General features: G+C 40.6%; 16 protein-coding genes. All 16 read right to left on the reverse strand.

The features are described 5' to 3' along the window. Nucleotides 1-24: 24 nt before the first annotated feature. A complete protein-coding gene (locus tag M0R79_RS04950; protein ID WP_248416119.1) occupies nucleotides 25-339 on the reverse strand; it encodes a L7Ae/L30e/S12e/Gadd45 family ribosomal protein in 315 nt (104 codons plus the stop codon). Continuing rightward, the gene (gene rnpM / locus M0R79_RS04955; protein WP_248416118.1) at nucleotides 329-640 is read right to left on the reverse strand and encodes an RNase P modulator RnpM; all 312 of its coding nucleotides are present in this window, start codon (nucleotides 638-640) and stop codon (nucleotides 329-331) included. Before rnpM ends, M0R79_RS04950 begins: the two co-directional genes overlap by 11 nt. Before the next feature lie 15 nt (nucleotides 641-655). Beyond that, complete coding sequence (gene nusA, locus M0R79_RS04960; protein WP_248416117.1) at nucleotides 656-1,930, reverse strand: transcription termination factor NusA; 1,275 nt, start codon at nucleotides 1,928-1,930, stop codon at nucleotides 656-658. Nucleotides 1,931-1,948: 18 nt separating this feature from the next. Further along, entirely contained in the window at nucleotides 1,949-2,422 is a 474-nt protein-coding gene (gene rimP, locus M0R79_RS04965; protein WP_248416116.1) for a ribosome maturation factor RimP, read from the reverse strand. Nucleotides 2,423-2,569: 147 nt separating this feature from the next. Beyond that, nucleotides 2,570-3,379, reverse strand: a complete 810-nt coding sequence (gene phnE, locus M0R79_RS04970) for a phosphonate ABC transporter, permease protein PhnE (protein ID WP_248416115.1) — start codon at nucleotides 3,377-3,379, stop codon at nucleotides 2,570-2,572. Between the two features lie 12 nt (nucleotides 3,380-3,391). Beyond that, entirely contained in the window at nucleotides 3,392-4,216 is an 825-nt protein-coding gene (phnE, locus tag M0R79_RS04975; protein WP_248416114.1) for a phosphonate ABC transporter, permease protein PhnE, read from the reverse strand. After that, nucleotides 4,216-4,974, reverse strand: a complete 759-nt coding sequence (gene phnC / locus M0R79_RS04980; protein ID WP_248416113.1) for a phosphonate ABC transporter ATP-binding protein — start codon at nucleotides 4,972-4,974, stop codon at nucleotides 4,216-4,218. Before phnC ends, phnE (M0R79_RS04975) begins: the two co-directional genes overlap by 1 nt. Before the next feature lie 144 nt (nucleotides 4,975-5,118). After that, nucleotides 5,119-6,156: a phosphate/phosphite/phosphonate ABC transporter substrate-binding protein gene (locus tag M0R79_RS04985; RefSeq protein ID WP_248416112.1), complete on the reverse strand. Its 1,038-nt coding sequence runs from the start codon at nucleotides 6,154-6,156 to the stop codon at nucleotides 5,119-5,121. Nucleotides 6,157-6,363: 207 nt separating this feature from the next. Beyond that, nucleotides 6,364-6,909: an NADPH-dependent FMN reductase gene (locus tag M0R79_RS04990; RefSeq protein WP_248416111.1), complete on the reverse strand. Its 546-nt coding sequence runs from the start codon at nucleotides 6,907-6,909 to the stop codon at nucleotides 6,364-6,366. A gap of 124 nt (nucleotides 6,910-7,033) precedes the next feature. Next, the gene (locus tag M0R79_RS04995) at nucleotides 7,034-11,341 is read right to left on the reverse strand and encodes a PolC-type DNA polymerase III (RefSeq protein WP_248416110.1); all 4,308 of its coding nucleotides are present in this window, start codon (nucleotides 11,339-11,341) and stop codon (nucleotides 7,034-7,036) included. Between the two features lie 52 nt (nucleotides 11,342-11,393). Beyond that, complete coding sequence (rseP, locus tag M0R79_RS05000; protein ID WP_248416109.1) at nucleotides 11,394-12,668, reverse strand: RIP metalloprotease RseP; 1,275 nt, start codon at nucleotides 12,666-12,668, stop codon at nucleotides 11,394-11,396. Nucleotides 12,669-12,679: 11 nt separating this feature from the next. Continuing rightward, a complete protein-coding gene (locus M0R79_RS05005) occupies nucleotides 12,680-13,474 on the reverse strand; it encodes a phosphatidate cytidylyltransferase (protein ID WP_092569733.1) in 795 nt (264 codons plus the stop codon). 9 nt (nucleotides 13,475-13,483) lie between these two features. Then, nucleotides 13,484-14,218 (reverse strand): undecaprenyl pyrophosphate synthase, encoded by a 735-nt coding sequence (gene uppS / locus M0R79_RS05010; RefSeq protein ID WP_092569731.1) that lies wholly within the window; start codon nucleotides 14,216-14,218, stop codon nucleotides 13,484-13,486. 123 nt (nucleotides 14,219-14,341) lie between these two features. Then, nucleotides 14,342-14,902, reverse strand: coding sequence for a ribosome recycling factor (gene frr / locus M0R79_RS05015; RefSeq protein ID WP_092569729.1), 561 nt, complete (start codon nucleotides 14,900-14,902; stop codon nucleotides 14,342-14,344). Nucleotides 14,903-15,038: 136 nt separating this feature from the next. After that, nucleotides 15,039-15,764: a UMP kinase gene (gene pyrH / locus M0R79_RS05020; protein ID WP_092569727.1), complete on the reverse strand. Its 726-nt coding sequence runs from the start codon at nucleotides 15,762-15,764 to the stop codon at nucleotides 15,039-15,041. Nucleotides 15,765-15,828: 64 nt separating this feature from the next. Beyond that, the gene (tsf, locus tag M0R79_RS05025; protein WP_092569725.1) at nucleotides 15,829-16,710 is read right to left on the reverse strand and encodes a translation elongation factor Ts; all 882 of its coding nucleotides are present in this window, start codon (nucleotides 16,708-16,710) and stop codon (nucleotides 15,829-15,831) included. Nucleotides 16,711-16,790: the final 80 nt, after the last annotated feature.

Raw genomic sequence — 16,790 nt, forward strand, 5'->3', positions numbered from 1 at the left:
CTGTTATTCATTCCTGTTATTCATTCATATACGTTCTTCTCCAGTCTGATAAGATAAAAATTTCGCCGACATTCCTCGATCTGTAATTCCTAAGATGGACCGACTCTTATTCAGAGCATGACTTAATTCATCTCGCGTAAAATTATTTATGCAGGGAACATGGTGGACTTGGCTTAAACGTTGATAACGACTATAAGTCGCTTGACTAATATCTTTGGCTAGGATGATACAGGCGACTTTATCACGCTTCACAGCTTTCTCTACCGCTTCATCTCCGTGCACAAGCTTGCCTGCTCTTAAAGCCAAACCCAATATTTTTAATGCTTTATCATGATTCATTGAATAATTCTTTCCTTGCTTTTTGCCGGTCAACATATTCATAGAGTTCATCATAGAACGCTTCACTAATGCTCACGCCAAAAACTTTATCAAAAGTTTTTTGTTTTTTAGCTTTCTCTACGAGTTTAGGTTCTAAACCAACATAGGCGCCGCGACCATTTTGTTTTCCAGTGGGATCAATAAAGATCTCGCCCTCTTTATTTTTTACAATTCGCACGAGTTCTTTTTTAGGAAACATCTCTTGAGAAACGACACAACGGCGCATGGGAATTTTTTTAGTTTTTTGTCCTTGTTTTGCCATCGCTCTTCCTCTTTTCTATTCTATTTCTGTCTCAGAATCTTCTATAGTCTCTGAATCGTCTTCTAAAGCAAGCTCATCATTATCAATGGTTGCTAAATCAATCTCATCCACTGAGTCTGAGGCTAAATTGCTATCCTCATTGGTCAGCGTTGAATCTTCGCTTACTAGATTCATTTCATTTGCTGGGTCTAATTCTTCACTTTCCACATCAGCCAGAATCTCTTCCTTAGGTTCTTCTTGTATCTCGGTTAAATATTCTTCATAGGCTGATTCTGATTTGATATCAATTTTGTGACCAGTGAGTCGGGCTGCTAACCGTGCATTTTGTCCTTTTTTACCAATGGCTAAGGATAATTGATAATCTGGCACCACGACTAAAGCCACATTGTCTTCCTCCTGGAAGAAGACATCGACCACATCTGCAGGATTCATGGCGTTCTTAATAAAAATGGCTGGATCTTCATGATATTCAATAATATCCATATTCTCGCCATGAAGTTCACTGACAATCGTTTGAACCCGTTGTCCGCCTTGGCCGACACAAGTTCCTACTGGATCCACCTGAGGATCTCTAGAGCGAACAGCGACCTTGGCTCGGTCGCCAGCTTCACGAGCGATGGCCATGATTTCAACAATCCCTTCATAAATCTCAGGAACTTGTTGCTCAAATAGACGGCGCAGGAAATCTTCATGAGAACGACTCACTACAATCTGTGGTCCTCGAGTAGTCTTATCCACTTTGACCACATACACTTTAATCCGTTGGTCCATGGTAAAGGTTTCGCCCGGAATTTGTTCACGAATTGGCATAACCGCTTCTACCTTACCTAAATTCACATAGACAAAACGGTTATCAATACGTTCGACCGTTCCAGTTAATATTTCATCTTCATATTGGATATATTCATTGTAAATAATATCGCGTTCAGCTTCGCGAATCCGTTGCATGACAACATGTTTTGCTGTTTGCGTAGCGATTCGACCGAAATCCTTGGGTGTGACTTCAAATTTAATATGGTCGCCAATTTCGTAAACTCGATTAATTTGACGAGCCTCTTCTAGGCTAATCTCTAAGGTAGAATCAAAATTAGTTTCTACTACTTCCTTAACTGAATAGACTTTTATATCGCCAGTTTCTAGATTGAAATCTACTTCGACATTCTGAGCTTGGCCATAATTTTTCTTATAGGCCAATTCTAAGGCCGTTTCTAAGGCTTCCTTGATAATTTCACGATTAATCCCTTTTTCTTCTTCTAATAGATCCATGGCTTGAACTAGTTCTTTGCTCATTCTATCACCTCAAATATTCTAAAATTTAACAGCTAGGCGCGCTTTAGCGACACTTTTTTTAGGAATGTCTAAGAGTTTCTTACGAGTCTTATCCATGATTTCGATTTGGTAAGTCTCTTCATCAACGGCGCGCAAGAAACCTTCATGAAATTTCTGTTTATACTGCGGACTATAATAGTCTAAGTGAATATACTGATCAATCGCTGCCAGCATATCCGCTTGCGTCTTCAGCGGGCGTTCCACCCCTGGCGAAGACACTTCTAAATAATAAGCTGAAGGAAATGGATCTGGGTCAAGTTGATCCAGAGCTAGACTGAGTTGTTCACTAATCAAAGCACAATCATCTAGATCGATTCCGTTCTCCTTATCGGCATATACTCTTAGAAACCAGCTCTTACCTTCCTTAACATATTCAATATCCACTAACTTGGCGTGTAAATCGTTCACGATTTCTTCTACAATAGGCGTTACCTTATCAATAATTGTACTCATTTTTCACCTCATTTTAGAATTCTACTATGCCAATAAAAAGAGCGAGCGTTGCCGCTCACTCCACACGTCATTTTGATACAAGTTAATATTAACACAATTTGCTAGGCTGGGCAAGGTCTAATCCTTGTCATCAACTCCGTCTCTTACTTAGCCATGGGCGAGTCGTTTGCGAATATAGGTTGAGCAATACTCGACAATTAAGATGAGTATAATTAAACCAATCAGAATGGCGCCGACTTCATTCCATCGATATGAAGACATGGCAAAGATCAAAGGTGCTCCAATCCCCCCGGCTCCTACCAAGCCCAAAATAGTGGCATCACGTAAATTCATATCGAACCGAAAGACCACGGTAGATAAGAGACTGGACCATAATTGAGGAAGAATCCCACAACGAATCTTCTCAAAGCCATTACAACCAGCAGCATCTAAAGCCTCTAAAATCGAGGTATCCATATCATCGATTGTTTCACTAAATAATTTCGTAATCATTCCAATTGAAGTTACAGACAAAGTCATCAATCCAGCAAAGGCCCCTGGTCCAGTTACCCGGATAAACATGAGTCCATAGACAAAGCCAGGAATAGTACGGATCGCCATAATTAGGACCCGAGTAACGACCATTACTGGTGTGGGGACGACTCTTTTGGAAGCTAAGAAAGCTAAAGGAAAAGAAAAAACGGCGCCAACGATGGTTCCTAAGAAGGCGATAGCCATCGTTTCTAGTAATAAGAATGGGACAGATTTCTTAGTGAAATTAAACAATAAATTCTTGTCCGGCGAGAGAATCCCGTTCATAATCCCGGCGGCAATCTTACCCCCATTAGAACTTAACTGTACTTGGTCGACCGTGGTCAAGGACCAAGCCACCACCCCAATGGTAAAGACGGTCCAAGCTAGGGTCTGCCAGGTATGGCGACTTCGTTTCTCATACATTTCATTAATTCGATCAATCATCTTTACCCTCCTTTAAGTGAGTTTACGTCTAAGATAACGGCTAAAACTTTCAATGATGGCAACCGTGATAAATAGGCAAATCAAAATCATACCCACATTATCATATTGGCGCCAGGCAATATTCTCATTCAAAATAATTCCAATCCCGCCGGCACCGACATAACCCAAGATGGCCGCATGACGTACGTTCCCTTCAAAGGTATAAAGACTCACTGAAAGATAGGCAGGCAAAACTTGAGGAGCTAAGGCGGCTAAGAAGGAACGAATTTTACCAGCACCTAAAGCCTCTAAGGCTTCATAAGGAAGCAGATCGGCTGTCTCAATCGCTTCATAAAGTTGTTTTCCCACAAAAGAAAAAGTAAAAATAGCAATAGCAATGGTCCCGGCAAAGGTTCCTAAACCAAAAATATATGTCAAAATCAAAGCCGTCACCAAAGTTGGCATCGTCCGAATAAAGGACAAAATAAATTTCATCAAGGAAGAAACCCAGATATTTATTGATAAATTGCTGGCAGCCAAGATGGCGATCGGAATAGCTAGGACGGAGCCTATCACAGTTCCTAATACAGACATCTTAATCGTATCAATTAATGGCGGCAGGACATTCTTGATAAAGTCTTGATTAGGTGGGTACATCCTTTTTAAAATCACGAAGAATTGATTCCCCCGCTTTAATAAGGTTTTAAGATTAAATCCTGTCATCTCCATCGTCCCATAAAATAAGAGCACGATGATAAGAAGAATGATTGGTGCCAACGAATAAGATTTATAAACCGTTTTGCCATTGGGCAAAGTTATCTCCTTCTGTGGCCAGAATTTTCTAGGTCGGTGATTCATTAGATGGCCTCCTTCTCAACCGGTTGACCTTTATAAATTAAATCTAGGACTTGTCCAGTCACTTGATCGGCTGGTCCATCATAGACAATCTCGCCATCACGAATTCCAATGATGCGATCGCAGAATTCTAGCGCCAATTCCACATGGTGAATATTAATCAGAACTGTAATATTATCATCTTGATTAATCCGTTTAAAGTCATTCATCACCACATTGGCTGTGACCGGATCTAAAGCTGCTACCGGTTCATCTGCTAGAATAATTTGAGGATCTTGGGCAATCGTGCGTGCTAAGGCCACTCGTTGTTGTTGTCCCCCAGATAATTGATCCACCCGGGTATAGGCTTTATCCAAGATTCCTACCCGATCCAAGGCTTGTAGGGCTTTAATTTGTTCATCTTTGGTATAATAACCTACCAATACTCGCCAGAAAGGCAGATCCGGCACCAATGCAGTTAAGACATTATTAATCACTTTGGCTCGGGTTACCAAGTTGAAGGATTGGAAAATCATACCAATCTGACGGCGAAACTTTCTCAAGCTTTTGCCTTTGAGCTCACTGACATTGATGTCATTAACAATCAGTTCACCTTCAGTGATGGGATGCATTCGATTGATTGTGCGAATTAAGGTCGATTTACCGGCACCCGACAAACCGATAATCCCGACAAATTCACCCTGATCAATGGTTAAATTAATATTTTTAAGCCCCATCACCCCATTGGGATATTGTTTTGAAACATTTGTAAATTTTATCATCGTCTGCCTCTTTCTATTTCAAAAACATAGAAAAACCGAATATAACCTCTATCCTATCCGTTAGGTCAGTGAAAGGTCACTGATGATAAAGATTAATATTCGGTTTTTCTCAAGTCTTGATTAATTTATCTAATCTAACCCGACTTAATTTTGTCCTTCGGCTTCTTTAAGCACTTTTTGAGCTTCACGTTCTGTATCATAATCAGCATCTGAAGCTTCTTGGTAGCCTTCATGATTGTAGATTGCAATAACTTCTTTACCTTCATTGGTTTGAGCAATATTAATGAAAGCTTTCTTCAATGCTTCTTTTAGTTCATCAGACATGATTTCTGAAGTTTTTGATACGGATACTGTATCATTATAAACATTTGGAGTAACCCCAATGACATTAGTTTCTTCCCAGATTGATTTCTCACGACCCATTTCAGAAGTCCAAGCGTCAGCATTGTCCATCCGTAAGTCAGCGAAACCAACCACAATATCAACTTGTTCAGAAGCTAAACGCGCAACGGATGAACCATAAGATTCTGCTTGAACAATATTAGATAGATCGGATAAAGATTTACCAAAGTTTTCTTTTAACCAAATAGATGGATAAATATAACCTGAAGAAGATGATGAAGACATCACACTCCAATTAGCACTATCTAAATCTTCCCAAGTTAATTCTTCACCATTATTAACTTTTTCGGCCAATTCTTGACCTTTCTTGGAAGGACCAGCAATAACTAAACCTTTGTAATAAGTGACTTGCTTGTCTACTTGTTCAGTGGCCTTGCCATCGTTCCAATCTTTGGCAGTTTCTGAATCCTTGCTTAAGCCTTTACGTGTTGCAGTTAATAGGACTTCAACATCATCTGAGAATAGGACATAGGTACCGCCAGGAATTAAACCAACATCAGCGGTTCCTGCAGCCATAGCTTCGCCGACTGCCTCGTAATTGGTTCCGACCGTGATTTCAACATTCTTCACATTGAAACCTTCCTTAGCCAATTCATCTATTAATAATTGTTTCAAAGGTTCAGTCGCAGTAATAATTTCTTCTGGATCACGTGATGGTACAAAGGCAACTCTCAAAGTGTCAATTTCTTGAGCATCTTGGGCAGATACTACTGACGTTAAACCGACAAAAGATAGAGCCAACAAAAAGAAAACTGAAATTAGGTTTACAATTTTTTTCATGGTTTCCCTCCAAATATTTTATAAATTAATTATACGTGAACTCTTAGACGAGTTCAACAAAGAGCCCAATTCTTTACTAAATATTTATTTGGATTTAGTGATGATTCAAGCACAAGTTTTTTAGCGCAAAAAACTCGAGCAATAAAATCTTGGTCACAGATTTTATACTCGAGCTATTTTTATTTATGTTCTAACATTAAGTCTTGATTAACCATGTTTCTCAATATGAGCCATAAAGCTATCAGCAACGGATTGTAAGAATTTACGCGTGCCTTCGTTGTTTAATTTACCTTCTTCATCAAAGAATTCAGCAGATTTTGCTAAATAAACTTCGGGTTGTCCCATTACCGGCATATTTAAGAAAGCTAGACTCGGCCGCAAAGCTTGAACCGCATTGGCTCCAGAGATTCCTGACACAGAATGAGACATAATCATGGCAGGTTTACCAGTCCACACAGCTTGGCCTGCTGGACGTGAGCCCACATCAATCGCATTTTTTAAGACGCCTGGCACAGAACGATTGTATTCTGGGGTTGAGAAGATAATCGCATCTTGTTCTGAGACAGTTTTTCTAAATTCATTATATTCGGGAATATCTTGTTGATCATATTCTTCATTATATAGCGGTAGCTTACCAATCTCGATAAAAGTAATTTCAGCCTCACTCGGGAATAATTCAGTAAAATTCTTGGCCCACTTACGTGCATAAGATTCCTTACGTAAACTTCCAACAAAGACACCAATTTTTACCATCAACCATCGTCCTTTCATTTCATCAATGATTATTTATTACAAGAACTATTTTATTTCGAATTCTAGCTATTTTCAAGTTTTCTGCTTTTTAAACATTTGATTCAAGCAACGACTCGGTCTTGACTTAAAAAAGACTTAATTGATCTTCGTCAGGTAAACCTTGTAGGACGCCATTATCGTCTAAATACTCAATCAAGGATTTTGAGACTTTACCCCGCTTTTGTAAATCTTCTTTGGAAATAAATGGTGCCTGTTGACGGGCTTGGACAATCTGATCGGCCACCGAAGTCCCCAAACCTGGAATCGCTCTAAATGGTGGAATCAGGGCGTCACCTTCAATAACAAAGTTTCTAGCATCGGATTTATTCAAATCAACCATCTTAAAAGATAAGCCCCGTTCTAACATCTCGTTCGCAATTTCTAATTCAGTTAATAAGAGTGTTTCTTTGTTGGTGGCGCCAAAACCTTTCTCACGGATATCGCGAATCCGTCGTTTAACCATTTCTTTTCCTTGATACATGGCAAGAATATCAAATTCTTTGGCTCGGACTGAGAAATAAGCCGCATAATAATAAATAGGATGATATACCTTGAAATAAGCCACCCTGAGAGCCATTAAGACATAGGCCGCCGCATGGGCTTTAGGGAACATATATTTAATTTTAAGACAAGATTCGATATACCATTCAGGTACTTGATATTCTCGCATGGTTTCTTGCCAATCTTCCGGAATGCCGCGCCCCTTACGGACTCGCTCCATAATATCAAAGGATAATTTCTCCGGCAGTCCATATTGGATGAGTGACACCATGATGTCATCCCGGCAGCCGATCACATCGGCAAATGGGACGATCTTTTGGCGAATTAATTCCTGGGCATTGCCCAACCACACATCCGTCCCGTGTGAAAGTCCAGAAATCTTCAATAATTCGGCAAAGGTCTTCGGTTTGGTTTCCGAAACCATTCCCCGAACGAAGTTGGTGCCAAATTCAGGAATTCCCAGTGTACCCGTATCAGAATATATCTGATCGGGACTAACCCCCATCACTTCTGTTCCCTGGAAAAGTTGCATCACTTTCTCATCAACTGGCGGAATATCAATTGGATTAATGCCACTTAAATCTTGCAACATACGAATCATCGTCGGATCATCATGACCTAGAATATCTAATTTTAAGACGTTATTATCAATCGAATGGAAATCAAAATGGGTCGTCCGCCATTCTGCATTCTGATCATCGGCTGGATACTGAATTGGCGTAAAATCGAAAACATCCATATAATCAGGGATAACAATAATCCCGCCGGGGTGCTGACCGGTGGTTCTTTTAACCCCAGCAATACCATAGGCCAGCCGTTCTCTTTCCGCACTAGGTAAGGACTTATCCTGATGTTCCAGATAACCTCGGACATAACCGAGGGCGGTTTTTTGAGCTACCGTACCAATCGTTCCAGCCCGGTAGACATAATCTTCACCAAACAAATCTTTGGTATACGCATGGGCACGGGATTGATAATCTCCCGAGAAGTTTAAATCAATATCGGGAACCTTATCCCCATTAAACCCTAAGAAAGTCTCAAAAGGAATATCCTGCCCTTCACGTTTTAAGGCTTTTTGACAATGAGGACACATTTTATCAGGGAGGTCATAGCCGGATCCATACTCCCCTTCGGTAAAGAATTCACTGTAATGGCAATCCGGACAATAATAATGCGGCGCCAATGGATTCACTTCCGTAATTCCGGTCATCGTGGCTACTAAACTTGAACCCACGGAGCCACGAGAACCGACTAGATACCCATCATGGTTTGATTTGTGAACCAATTTTTGAGAAATCAGGTAAATAACGGCAAAGCCATTGCCAATAATTGAATTGAGTTCTTTCTCTAAGCGCTTCTCTACGATTTCAGGCAATGGATCGCCATACAACTCTTTCGCCCGTTGATAAGACATCTTCTTAATTTCTTCTTCGGCGCCTTCGATTTTTGGTGGATACAAGTCGGCTTTAATCACTTCAATCTCGGCAATACTCTCGGCGATGGCCTGCGATTGTCTGACCACTAAATCATAAGCTTCTTCCTGTCCTAGAAAAGCAAACTCGGCCAACATTTCATCGGTTGTTCTAAAATGCAAGTCCGGTAGATTTAATTGACGGTGGGCATTCACCTTTAAAGAACTCTTGATAACCTCGCGATAGATGGCATCCTTCTTCTCTAAATAATGAACATTGCCAGTAGCAACGACTGGGATTTGATGCTGCTGACCAAGGCGAATCAAATCTTGAATTATCTCTTGGAGAGCAGCTGCAGATTGAACCAAGCCTTCATCAATTAAATGCTGATAAGCCGATGGAGGCAGAATCTCAATATAGTCATAAAAGTCGACTAATTTCTCAGCCTCTTCATAACCTTTCTGCATCATCGTCGTAAAGAGTTCTCCTTCGGCACAAGCCGATCCGATTAAAAGCCCCTGGCGATACTTCTCCAATAATTGACGGGGAATTCTTGGTGTCCGATAAAAACACTTCACATTTGAGACCGAAACTAACTTAAATAAATCTTTGAGCCCTGCCTGTTCTTTAACCAAAATACTCACATGAAAAGGTTTAGCATTCTTGAAGGCTTCCTTATTGCCCATATCTTCATTGAGTTGGATTAAAGAAGTCATTTGGAATTGTTCTTCAGCTTGGGCCAGTAGCTTGAATAAGAGAAAACCGGTCGCTTCCGAGTCATAAACGGCCCGGTGGTGTTGCTCCAGATTAATTTGGTATCGTTTGGTCAATACTTTTAAACCATGAGCCCGCAAGTCTGGGTTGACTAGCCGGGAAAGTTCTAAAGTATCAATCGTTGGACAAGGAATCGGACCTTTGCCCATTTGTTTATAGACATGATTAATAAACCCCATGTCAAAGCTGGCATTATGAGCTACCAATATCGACCCTTGGCAGAATTCCCAGAATTGCTTCAAGACGGTCTCTACATCGGGAGCACCTTGAACATCTGCATCACTAATTCCGGTTAATTCGGTAGTAAAGGCTGATAAAGGATGACCAGGATCCATAAAGGACTCGAAGCGATCAATAACCTGTCCTTGATGCATTTTGACCGCGCCAATCTCAATAATAGAAGCATAAACAGCCGATAATCCCGTTGTTTCCAAGTCGAACACGACATAAGTGGCTTCTTTTAGGTTCCGATCCTCTGGCTGATAGACCACCGGCTCTCCATCATTTACCACATAAGCTTCCATGCCAAAAATGACTTTAATACCTTGCTCGCGACCAACGTTATATGCTTCAGGAAACGCTTGGACCGTCGCATGATCGGTAATAGCAATCGCCGAATGTCCCCACTTGGCTGCTTGTTTTATTAAATCACTGGCTGAATTGGTGGCATCTAATTGAGACATTTGTGTATGACTGTGAAGTTCTACTCGTTTTTCTCCATCTTTTGCCAGATCTTGGCGCTCACTATGACTGATATGTCGGAGACTCCGCGGACGGAAGTATAATTCATTGGTATAGTTATCTGGAACCATATCACCTTCCAAGCGTAACCAATCCCCTTGTTTATATTGCTGTAATTGGGCAGGTCTAATCCGTCGACCCGACATCAATTTAACTTGAACTGAGCTGGTATAATCCGTCACATTTAAGAGTAGGAGTTGACTTCCGCTTCTTAATTCCCGAATTTCAGAAGAAAAAACATAACCTTCAATAATTTGTTTGAACTGATTATCTTCTAAATCAATCATAGGACACAGTGGACCGGCTGGAATATCCTTGCCGATGGGGTCAATCTCAGCATCTACAACCGGAGCGCTTTGTTTTTGTTCTTGAAGTTTGACCTGAATTTCTTGCGCCTCAGCTTGTAAGGCTTCCCGGGCTTGAATTTGACGCTCTTGATAATCTTCCAGAACTTGATGCTGCAAGTCTTCATCCAATTCATAAAGAATATCAACATCCTCAATGGCAAAATTTGCTAATTCATTCAAGAAGGCTTGATGATAACGCGATTGAAAGATTTCAATCGCCTGACTATCCGCTAAACCCAGATGAAAAACCCGGTGCCCATAGGATAATTTAGCTTTATCCAAATTTGAACGCAGATAAGGACTGTCTTTGACCAGAATCGAAGATACCGCTTGAAAAGCCATCTGAATGTCTTCATCTGTAACTTGATTATCAGCAAAATGCCAATGAACAGAAATTTCAGCAATATCATCAAAACTCTGCTTCATACGAAACAAGAAAATCTGATAAGCCTCGATTGAAATTCGCTGAGGAAGGTCCACATAGAAATGCCATTGCCGCGAATCAGTGAATACATCCACATGATTAATCTGGGCCAATTGAAAATTCTCATCAAATTCCTTAATATCCAAACCAATTTGATCCATTAAGTATTCAAATAAATTTCGTTGATCAGCCATTGAATCCCCTTCTCACAAAAAGTAGGCAAAATACTTTGACCTACCAAACTGCTTAAAATAAACGCATGATATCATTCCAGGTGACTAAGACCATCAGAATGATTAATAAACTAATTCCAATTAAAGTAATGATTCCTTCCTTCTCTTGAGACAGTGGCTTACCTCGCACTCCTTCGATCAGATTCAAGATAATCTTACCGCCATCGAGCGCCGGAATCGGTAATAAATTCATAAAACCTAAGTTGGCACTTAACATGGCCATAAAAGCGAGGACGGGCACGAAACCATAGGTCACCACTTCCTGAGTCATCTGTGCCATCGCCACTGGCCCACCCAAATCATTAATTGAAAAACCTTTGGTGAACCAGGCCATAATCGCTTTAAAGACCATCGCAATCACTAAGAATGTCTGACTGAAACCATAGGTAATTTTCTCAGAGAGCGACATGGGTTCAGTCACATAACCTTGATAAATCCCCATTTGGCCGTAGGTTTCTCCGGTTTGTTCATCTTTCGCCTGACCGATCGTCATCGAAGTCTCAAATTCTTGTTGATCGCGGTCGACTGTCACCGATACTGTTTGACCAGGCATAGATCGGGTCTTCTCGACTAAGTCTTCCCAACTACCAATTGGCTGGTCATCTAAAGCAACAATAATATCTCCTGCTTGCAAACCAGCTTTGGCCGCTGCAGAATTCTCAGTAACTTGACCGATATTCCACTGATCCGTTGTCTTCTCACCTATCATGAAACCTATCGCAGTAAATAAGAGAATTGAAAGAATAAAATTATTCAAAGGACCGGCAAAATTTGTCAAAATCTTATGACCAACGGAGGCCGACTCATAACGTCGTTCAATCGGTGCGACTGGAATCTTTGTTCCATCTTTCTCAATAATATTAGCACGCTTCGACACGGATAAACGCTGAATCTGATCTTGTCCGATCGGAATCAGTTCAATCTCCATCGCTCGCGCCAAATCGACTTGATTCACGCGACCAATCAATGTATCGACAGCCAAAGGATCCTCATTCAAATGGATCGTTTCTACCTGGCCAGCTTGATTCAAACTCAGAGCGACTTGCATGCCGGGCTCGATATCTTCCTCATCATTCAGGCCAGCTAAACGAACGTATCCACCTAATGGGAGCATCCGAATCGTATAAGTTGTACCATCTTTGCCTTGATTAGAGAATAACTTTGGTCCCATGCCTAAAGAGAACTCACGCACCAGAATTCCCGCCCTTTTGGCAAAGAAATAGTGCCCAAACTCATGAATGACCACAATGATTGAGAAAACAAGTAAAAAAACAAGTATTGATTTCATTGGTTAACATCCTATCTAAATAAATTCATCCAAATCATTAACAAGAAGCTGGTAAAAATCGATGAGTCGAAGCGATCCAGGACGCCTCCATGGCCCGGCAGAAATTGACCGGAATCCTTGACACCAAAATGCCTCTTAAAGGCTGATTCAACTAAATCACCTAATTGACCGAACATCGACATGGCCAGGGTTAACATCCAAACATGATGAATATCGCCTAAATTGGGTTGAACTAAGTAATTATATAGCCCTCCCACCAGGCTAGCAAGTAATAAGCCACCTGCTAGACCTTCCACTGTCTTATTTGGCGAAACAGTTGGTGCCAATTTGGTGGCACCGAAACGTCGACCTACTAGGTAGGCGCCCGAATCTGTCGCCCAAATAACTAAAAATTGATACATTAGGGTATCAATCCCCATATCCCGAATCACAATCAAAAAATGAAAGCCATAGCCTATATAAATGGCGCCCAGCATCAAAACCGCTGCATGATCAAAATTAAATTCATCGGATTTAAACACAGTAATGACTAATAATAGAAGGCAACAAATATAAAATAAATAATCCTTATTTACAAATTGAGAGAGGATGGCAATATAATGGCTAGGTACCAGAATGGCCAAGAGACCGATTGATGCGGTAATCCCAACCAAATTGCGATAATTAATTTGTTTCATATCGGCTAATTCTTTAAGAGCCAATAATCCCAAGAGTGCCATAATAAAAGCAAAATAGCCACCCCCTAAGATAATAAAGGGAATAAAGACCGCGACCGCAATCACCGCCGAAATGACTCTAGTTTTCATAGATATCTGCTACTCACTTTCTTTGACTTTGCCAAACCGTCGTTGCCGTTGCTGATAGGAAGCTAAGGCTTGATCAAAATCATCTTCTCTAAAATCTGGCCACAGGGTATCGGTAAAATATAACTCACTGTAAGCTAATTGCCATAAAAGGAAATTACTCAAACGCAATTCACCACTGGTGCGAATGACTAAATCGGGTAAAGCTAAAGGACCAAATTTTGCGGTGGTTAATTGATTTTGAATCATCATTGAATCTATCTGGTCTGGTTGCAATTGACCTTTTTGCACTTGATTGGCTAGGCTTCGACAGGCCTGGGTTAGCTCTTCTTGCCCCCCATAATTAATGGCAAAATTTAAGATTAAGCCAGAATTATTAGCCGTTTGTGCCTTGGCTTGTTCTAGAATCTCCAGGGTGGCTTCAGGCAATGCTTGAACATTCCCGATCGTTTCCACTTTCACCTGATGTTCCATTAATTCAGGCATAAAGGATTTAAAGAAAAGCTGGGGTAGATTCATTAGATATTTGACTTCTTCGACGGGACGCCCCCAGTTCTCAGTAGAAAAAGCATATAAAGTTAATAGCTTAATACCTAATTTGTGGGCATGAATCGCAATCCGCTTAATGGTATCAACACCGGCTTTATGACCTACCGTTCGTGGCATTAGCCGTGATTTGGCCCAACGACCATTTCCATCCATTATCATCGCCACATGCTGGGGCATCTTTTGTTGCTGAAGATTCATTCGCCACCCTCCACTCTTTTACATTAATTGATATTATAACAAAAATCCTTAAAAATGTATGCTGATATAAAATAAAAAAAGCTAAGTAGACTCACTTAGCTTGGTTTAATCTTGATGATAGTTCTAATCATTCATAATTTCGTCTTCTTTTTCAGCAGTAATACGATCAATTTCTTTGGTCGCTTGGTCAGTGACCACTTGAATGTCTTTTTCAAAATTATGTAAGTCGTCTTCGGTGATGTCGCCATCTTTTTCAAGTTTCTTGGCATCATCGATTGCATCTCGGCGAATATTACGTACTGAAATCTTCGCTTTTTCTTGTTCAGCACCGACAATTTTGACTAATTCAGCACGACGTTCTTTGGTTAAAGCTGGGATTACTAAACGAATCACATCGCCGTCGTTATTCGGGGTAATACCGATATCGGAAGTCAAGATAGCCTTCTCAACATCACCAATACTTGACTTGTCATAAGGTGAAACCACTAACATGCGCGCTTCTGGAATTGAAATACCCGCTAATTGGTTTAATGGGGTCGGCGCACCATAATAGTTGACCATTACTCGGTCTAAAATACTTGCATTAGCTACACCAGCACGGATGGTCCCAACTTCACGTTGGTAAGCATCGATTGATTTTTGCATTCTATCTTTACTTGATTTCAGTAACGAATCTGGGGTCATATGAGACTTCCTCCTGTTTATAAATTAGTAGTTACTATCATTTTATCATATTTTAACCATGAATAACACGCCTAACCTTTAAGCTGGTTTATTTGTTTTGCAAATTAAGCCCCTTATTTAACAAGACGCAAATAAATTATTCGTGTCCTTTTACAGTAGTCCCGATATTCTCTCCTAGAATCACACGGCGGATATTGCCAGGAACATTCAAGTTAAAAACAACCAATGGAATATCGTTATCCATACTTAAGGAAGAAGCTGTTGCATCCATCACTTTAAGTCCCTTACTGATGACATCTAAGTGGGTTAACTCTTCAAATTTCTGTGCAGATTCATTTAATCTTGGATCGGAATCATAGACGCCGTCAACATTATTCTTGGCCATCAAGATCACTTCGGCATTAATTTCGGCAGCTCTCAAGGCAGCCGTGGTGTCCGTTGTAAAGTAAGGATTTCCTGTTCCCCCAGCAAAAATCACCACCCGACCTTTTTCTAAGTGACGAATGGCTCGGCGCCGAATATATGGTTCAGCAATTTGACGCATCTCTACGGATGTTTGAACCCGAGTCGGCACACCATGGTTCTCTAAGACGTCTTGTAAAGCTAAGGCATTCATGATAGTTGCCAGCATACCCATATAATCCGCCTGAGCCCGTTCCATACCCATTTCTTCGCCAATGCTACCGCGCCAAATATTTCCACCACCGACCACGATGGCAATTTCAACGCCTAAATCATGGACGTCTTTAACTTCCTTGACCATTTCTGTGATAACTTTAGGATTAATTCCAAAACCATTTTCACCTGCAATGGCTTCACCACTGAGTTTTAAAATCACTCGTGAATACTTAGTATTTGCCATTTCCTTCGACCCTTCCTTTTTCTAAAAAATAACCCCAGTATAACTGGGGTTGAATTAAGCTTAATTATTTGCCCATTTGTGAAGCAACTTCAGCTGCAAAATCGTCGTTACGTTTTTCCATACCTTCGCCTACTTCAAAACGTACAAAGGATTTAGCTTTTCCACCTTTTTCAGCCAAGTATTTAGCTACAGTCAAGGCGCTATCTTTAACGAAAGGTTGGTCGACTAAGGAAATTTCAGCTAAGAATTTGCCCATCCGACCTTCAACCATTTTTTCTACGATATTGGCTGGTTTGCCTTCGGCTAATGATTTTTCAGTTTGGATTTGTTTTTCATGGTCATAAACTTCTTGAGGTACTTGGTCAGCTGATACATATTGTGGATTAATTGCGGCCACATGCATTGCTACATCTTTAGCCATTTCTTCATCTTGCATACCTTCAACGAGTACTAAGGCAGCAATCCGTCCGCCCGCATGGATATATTCACCAAATACATCATTGTCAGTTTTTTCTAAAATTGCAAAACGACGGAAAGATAATTTTTCACCAATTTTGGATGTATTTTCAATAATCAAGTCTTTAACTGTTTGGCCATCCACGTCCAAACCAAGTACCGCTTCATTGTCGGCTGGTTTTTGTTCAACAATGGTTTTAACAATCTTTTCAACCATTTCTTGGAAGCTTTCATTCTTGGCAACAAAGTCAGTTTCAGAGTTAACTTCAACAATGGCTGCAGTATTACCAGATACATAAGTTGCTGCTAAACCTTCTGCAGCAATGCGATCTGCTTTCTTAGCCATCGTATCGACACCTTTAGCTCTTAAGAAGTCTACAGCTTTGTCAATATCTCCATCCACTTCCATTAAAGCTTTCTTGGCAGCCATCATACCTACACCGGTCATATCACGTAATTCTTTAACTTGTTTTGCGCTAATCTTAGCCATTTAATACATCCTCCTTGAATTATCTAAAAAAGTTTATTAAAAAAGTCTTAAGCCAGGCCTAAGGTGATTAGACCCAAGTA

It is taken from the genome of Ignavigranum ruoffiae (genome assembly GCF_023195815.2).
GTDB classification, from domain to species: Bacteria; Bacillota; Bacilli; order Lactobacillales; family Aerococcaceae; genus Ignavigranum; species Ignavigranum ruoffiae.